5 protein-coding genes are annotated in these 6,338 nt (G+C 60.8%); all 5 read left to right on the forward strand.

What is annotated here, in order from left to right; translation table 11 throughout:
- The first annotated feature begins 470 nt into the window (after positions 1-470).
- Positions 471-995 carry a PadR family transcriptional regulator gene (locus B7E11_RS01765; RefSeq protein ID WP_080831933.1) on the forward strand — a complete coding sequence of 175 codons (525 nt, stop codon included), beginning with the start codon at positions 471-473 and terminating at the stop codon, positions 993-995.
- Positions 996-1,080: 85 nt separating this feature from the next.
- Positions 1,081-1,779, forward strand: a complete 699-nt coding sequence (locus B7E11_RS01770) for an ABC transporter ATP-binding protein (protein WP_080831929.1) — start codon at positions 1,081-1,083, stop codon at positions 1,777-1,779.
- A gap of 12 nt (positions 1,780-1,791) precedes the next feature.
- Positions 1,792-2,565, forward strand: a complete 774-nt coding sequence (locus B7E11_RS01775) for an ABC transporter permease (RefSeq protein WP_080831930.1) — start codon at positions 1,792-1,794, stop codon at positions 2,563-2,565.
- 133 nt (positions 2,566-2,698) lie between these two features.
- Positions 2,699-3,745 carry an ABC transporter substrate-binding protein gene (locus tag B7E11_RS01780; protein WP_080831931.1) on the forward strand — a complete coding sequence of 349 codons (1,047 nt, stop codon included), beginning with the start codon at positions 2,699-2,701 and terminating at the stop codon, positions 3,743-3,745.
- Positions 3,742-5,850, forward strand: coding sequence for a Fe(3+)-hydroxamate ABC transporter permease FhuB (gene fhuB / locus B7E11_RS01785; RefSeq protein WP_080831932.1), 2,109 nt, complete (start codon positions 3,742-3,744; stop codon positions 5,848-5,850). The genes B7E11_RS01780 and fhuB overlap by 4 nt, the downstream gene beginning before the upstream one ends.
- Positions 5,851-6,338 lie beyond the last annotated feature (488 nt).

Here is a 6,338-nt window from a genome sequence, read left to right on the forward strand (position 1 = left end):
GAGAGAGTTTATACGCGTCTTTAGGGACAATGGGCGGCTCTCGCAAACTGCAATAAGACGGATTACTCAACGGGGGACCAATAAATTTCCGTCTTTTGATCTGTTCATTATCTGTTTGTCCAGAATGGAAGAAGGATAAAAGGATGCGTACGACCACATTTTCATCTATGGCGGTGACGGTAACGTCATAGGGGATTACTCAAGTGCGCATGGCTGCCTATGTTTGGCGGGCTGAGATGAGTCGTCACGACTCAAATGGATCGTTTGCTTGCGTACGGAGGCTGTGAGATGGTTAAATTTTACGCGAGCTTTCATTAGAAAAACGAAGGTTAACACACTTATTGTACTATTAACGGAACGGACCGTTGACAAGAGGAAAGGGCGGGGCTATAATCGCCGTATATCCAACGTTGGATATACAATCCGGGTTAACGCTTGACCGCCCAAGAGAAGGAAAGGCAGTGACCGTCATGACCAATCTCATTTTGCTTTCCTTCCTGCGCCAGCGCCCGATGCACGGTTACGAGATCCAGCAGCTGATCCAGTCGAGCCGGATGGATTTGTGGACGAACGTCTTGTCCGGTTCCATTTATTACGCGCTCAACAAAATGGAAGGCGACGGTCTGATCGCGGCAACCGCAGAAGAACGGACGGGCGCGAGACTTCGCAAAATCTACAGCATTACGGAGGAAGGAGAGAAATGCTTCCAGAGGCTGCTCCGCGAAACGCTGACGCTTCCTCCGCATTCCGTCAAGTCCGACTTCTCGCTCGGGCTCGCCTGGATCGAAAACATTCCCAAGCAGGAGGCTTTGGAACTGCTGGAGCGGAACCTCGGGCAGGTGGAGGCGACGCTAGCTCAATGGCGCTCGGGAAAGGAAATCAAACAGCAATACGGCTTGTCCGAGGTTGCCGTCGCGACATTCGATCATGCGATTTCGCTGCTCGAGCACGATGTTGCTTTTTTGAACAAAATCATCGCTTTAGTCCGGGAATAAGCCTCAGCTTCGGCTGCGGCTATTATCTCAGTCATATATCCAACATTGGATATATAATATTGGTTATAAAGGAGCGAAAACGCGCATGAGGGAAAACCTGCTTATCGAGGCGAAAGGACTGAAGAAGACGTATGGGCAAAAAAAGGTCGTGGACGGCGTGAATCTGGACATACGGGAGGGAGAAGTGCTTGCCATTATCGGTCCCAACGGAGCGGGCAAATCCACGACGCTGGACTTGGTGCTGGGACTTTGCAGGCCCGATGCGGGGGCGGTTGCTTACTGGACTTCGGAGCCGTCCCGGCACATCGGACTGCAGCTTCAGTCCACGCCCTTTTTTCCGGGATTTACGGCCATTGAAAATTTGCGGATGTTCGCCGCCTTTTACGGCCGGCGGCCGAAGGACGCGGAACTCTTCGGCCATTTGAGCCGTTGCGGGTTGGCCGATTCGGCTCGACTGGATGCGCTTCGGCTCTCGGGAGGCCAGCAGAAACGGCTCGCCATCGCGATGGCGCTCGTGCACGACCCGAAGCTGCTGTTTCTGGATGAGCCGACGGCCGCGCTCGATCCCCGGGCCCGGCGCGAAATCCGGGAGCTGATCCGTTCGCTGGCGGATTCGGGCGCCTCCATCGTATTTACTTCGCACGATATGGAGGAAGTGCACAAGCTGGCCGGCCGTCTGGCGCTCATCAGCCAAGGGCGCGTTCGGGCTTCCGGAACGCCCGACGAGCTGCTCGCCCGCTATGGCGCCGACAATCTCGAAGAGCTTTACATTCAATTGACTTAAGGAGGACGCTCGATGCGGGTTATTTTGACTACGATGCTGAAAAGCCTGTTTCGCGACATGCATACCCTGGTCTGGAACATCGTTTTTCCGGTTGCCATGCTGATGGGGCTCGGACTTTATTTCAACGATTCGGACTACTCTTACCGGCTGCTCGGGGGCGTCCTGACGACGAACGTTCTTTTCGGCGCGACCATCGTCACCGCCTTTTACGTCATGGCTCAGCGCAATCGGGGCATCTACAAGCTGCTGCGGGCGACGCCTTTTTCGACCGTGGCGTTCATTGCCGCGACAACGGGTTCGCGAACCGTCCTGACGCTTCTTGTCAGCGCCTGCGTCATCGCCATCGGCACGATTTCGTTCGGGATAAAAATCGGCTTTGCGGCCCTCGGTCTCATTCTGCTTGTGCTGCTGCTCGGCACCGTTTGCTTCACCGCGCTGGGGTTTCTTGCCGCCAACCTGTCGAGGGACGAAGGCAACGTGAACATGATCTCGAATTTGATGAGCTTTCCGATGCTGTTGACAAGCGAAGCCTTCTATTCGCTCGAACGCGCGCCGCAGTGGGTCGCGATCGTCGGGAGGATGCAGCCCTTCCACTACTTGGTGGAAGCCATGTCCGTCGCGATTCGGCCTCAAGACGGCTTGTCGGCTATCTGGATGCCGCTTGGCATGCTTGCGGGCTTCACGATCGTTTGTCTCGGCGCGGCCGCGGCCACTTTCCGGTGGGATGCGGAAGCGACGGCAGCCGGTTGGAAAAAGATGGCCGGGCGAAAAACCGCGTCCTCGTAAAAAAGCTTATTGACAGAGAAAATGATAACCATTATCATTCAATCTGGCGGATTTGATAACGGTTATCATTAGGCTGAACCAGCCGAGGCTGTCGGAACTCCGCCGCTACATGAACGGTCAGGGGGACCACACTGTGCGTTTGTTCAAGCCTTCCGTTTTACTTTTCGTTTTAGCTTTCATCCTCGTCCTTTCCGCTTGCGGAAACAACGGATCCAATTCGAGCTCGGGCGCCTCTCCGAGCGCTTCGGAGTCGCCTTCCGCGGCGCCGTCGTCGCCATCGGCTTCCGAGTCGGCCGCGCCTTCCGGCGATGAGACGCGCAAGATCGAGCATGCGATGGGCACGACCGAAGTCAAAGGCGTACCGCAGCGCATCGTCGTGCTCGAATGGACGTACGGCGAAGACCTGCTGGCGCTGGGCGTGCAGCCGGTCGGCTTTGCCGATATCGAAAATTACAAGAAAAACGTCAATATCGAGCCGCAATTGAGCGCGGATGTCGTCGACGTGGGCACCCGCCAGGAACCGAACCTGGAGATGATCGCTTCCTTGAAGCCCGACTTGATTATCGGGGTGAAATTCCGCGTCGAGAGCACGTACGAGCAGCTTGCCGGAATCGCGCCGACGATCGTGTTCGATCCGTATCCGGCCGAAGGCCAAGGGGATCAATACCAGGAGATGGAACAGACGTTCAAAACGATCGCGGACGTCGTCGGCAAGACGGCGGAAGCGGACAAAGTACTGGAGGATTTGAACCGGTCTTACGAAGAAAACAAGGCAAAGCTGGCGGAAGCGGGCAAAGCCGACATGCCGTTCGTGCTCGCGATGGCGTTCAGCGATCAGAACGCCGTTACGTTCCGGCTTTCGACCGATAATGCCCTTGCGGTCAAGGCGCTGGAGCGCATCGGGCTCAAGAACGCCTATCATTCGAGCCAATTCGAAGGCTACGGCTTTTCGACGACGGACGTCGAAGCGCTGCCGGGCATACAGGACGCGACGCTGCTTCATATTATCCAGTCGACCGACCCCGCCCTTGATCTCCTCGCCAAAAATCCGGTCTGGAGCGGCCTGGATTTCGTCAAGGAAAATCGCGTCTACGCGCTCGGCGGCGACACGTGGCCTTACGGCGGGCCGCTGTCCGTCAAGCTGCTCGCTCAGAAAACGACCGCCCTGCTGACGCAATGAAGCCCGCAGGCCGGGAGGCGGAAACGCCATCCTTCCGCAACGCCGATCCAGCCCGAACCGCTGTGCGCGGGGCGGGCTGGAAGCCGTTGGGCATGCTTGCGGGAGGGCTTGCCGTGCTTGCCGCGCTAGTCTTCGTCAGCCTGACGCAAGGGTTGGCGAACGTATCGCTGCGAGCCGTGGTCGATGCGCTGTTTCGATCCCAGGACGTTGCCGAGCATCAGCTCGTCCTGGGCGTGCGGCTGCCGCGGACGGTCAGGGGCATTATCGCCGGTGCCGGCCTGGCGGCGGCCGGCGCGCTCATGCAGACGGTGACGCGCAACCCGCTCGCCTCCGAGTCGACGCTCGGCGTCAACGCCGGAGCTTACCTCGTCGTCGTCGTCGGCACGATTTTTTTTCCGGGCCTGCTGCATGAGGCGCCGATTTTGTTCGCGGTAGCCGGCGGCGCAGCCGCTGCCGCGGCCGTCTACGCGATGGGAGGCGGGCGCAAAGGGACGCCCGCCCGCTTCGCGCTGTCCGGCATGATCGTCACGCTCGTCTTCTCCTCGATCACGAGCGCGCTTCACCTGCTGTTCGAGGAAACGACGCAAGGCTTGTTTCTGTGGGGGTCCGGAACGCTTATCCAGAACGACTGGAGCGGTGCGCGGTTCGCGTGGCCCTGGGTGGGGGCGGGCCTGCTCCTGCTCGTGCTCGCCTCCCGGCATTTCGATCTGCTCGCCTTCGGGGACGAAACGGCCCGCTCGCTCGGGCAGAAGGTCGGGGCGACGCGGTTCGCCGGCATGGCGCTCGCGGTCGTGCTCGTTTGTGTCATCGTCAGCGTCGTCGGCCCGATCGGCTTTGTCGGCCTGATCGCCCCGCACCTCGTGCGCCTGTCCGGCGTCGCCCGCCATGCGTGGCTCATTCCCGTCAGCGCCGTATGGGGCGCGGCGATCCTCGTCGGATCGGACACGCTCGCCCGTTCCGTCGTCAGCAGCTTCGGCGAGCTGCCGGCGGGGGCCGTCACCGCCATCATCGGCGCGCCGTGGCTTATTTGGCTGGCGCTGCGGGTTTCCCGCCACGCGGGGGCACGCGGCTCCGCCCGTTCCGGCGTTCCGACGGCTCCGCCGGGGAGTTGGGTCCGGGCCGTTCCGTACCCGGCCTGGGTCGCCTTGCTCAGCGCGCTGCTCCTCGCCGTCTGGGCCGCCAGCCTGATGAGCGGCAGCGTCCGGCTTTCGCTGGCCGAAATGCTGGCCGCGCTGGCCGGCGGGGGCGACGAGCTTCACCGCTCGATCCTGCTCGACATGAGGCTGCCGCGCCTGCTGACGGCGGGACTCGTCGGCATGGCGCTGGCGGTCAGCGGCTGCCTGCTGCAGAGCTCGGTCCGCAACCCGCTTGCGGACCCGCAGGTCGTCGGCGTCACGAGCGGCGCCGGCGTCGGCGCGCTGCTGCTGCTGATCGCCTTCCCGCAGCTCCCGGCCGGCTGGCTCCCGTTCGGCGCCATCGCCGGAGGCCTTGCCGCTTCCGGCCTCGTGTACGCGATCGCCTGGCGAAGGGGCTTAAGCCCGACGGTGCTCATCCTCGTCGGGATCGCCGTCGCCGCCGCCTGCTCCGCGGTCATCAACATCCTCGTCCTTCAAGCGAAGCTGACGCTGGCGCCGGCGCTCGCCTGGATGGCCGGGAGCACGTATGCCCGCGACTGGCCGCACGTCGCGCAAATGCTGCCGCCGGTCGCGCTGCTGCTGCCTTTCGCCTGGTGGCTCGGCCGGCGGGTCGATCTGCTCTCCTTTAACGACGAGAGCTCGACCGGGCTCGGGCTCCCGGTTCGCCGCACCCGGCTGCTCGCGGGCGCCGTCGCCGTCGTGCTCGCTTCCGTGTCGGCGGCGAACGTCGGCTCCATCGGCTTCGTCGGCCTGCTCGCTCCGCACGCGGCGCGCTTGCTCGTCGGCGCAAACCACCGCCGTTCGATGGTCGTGGCCGCCCTGCTGGGGGGGACGCTGCTCGTCGCCGCCGATTGGGTCGGCCGCACGGTGCTCAGCCCGCGCGAGATTCCTTCCGGAATCGTGGCGGCCGTCATGGGCGCTCCTTATTTGTTCCTGCTCATGATGCGAAGCAAGAAAACGACGGATTGACCGGCCGCAAGCCCGCGTTCCGTTTGCCGAATTTCAAGCCGAACGCGCAAAAAGAATGCTCCTCCGAACCGGAGGGAGCATTCTTTTTATCGTCGTCACGGCTCGCCGGCGCATGAGGGACCAAGGTTCCGTCGCGCCACCGGTTTTCGTCATGCTACAGAGTTTACCGCTCTGCTAATTTCGGTCACGCTGCAAGAATTCGCCATGTTGTACAATATCGCACCGCTGTAAGTTTCCACGCGCTGCACGTTTTCGCCATACTGCAAGTTGCCGACATGCTGCACGTTCCGACATGCTGTGCCATTTCGTCATGCCCCGGCAAGATAACCGAAGGAGCTCGCGTATATCGGGAGTCCTTCGGTGGATTTTATCCACTACGTATGCAAAAAACCTGACATGAAGCTAGCCAAAATAAAAAAAGTCTCCTAATGTAGAGGAAGCAGACAAAATTGCCCATTTCCCTACAAAGGAGAACTAACCCATGGGCA

The sequence above is a fragment of the Cohnella massiliensis genome, from assembly GCF_900169535.1.
Classification (GTDB): Bacteria; Bacillota; Bacilli; order Paenibacillales; family Paenibacillaceae; genus Cohnella; species Cohnella algarum.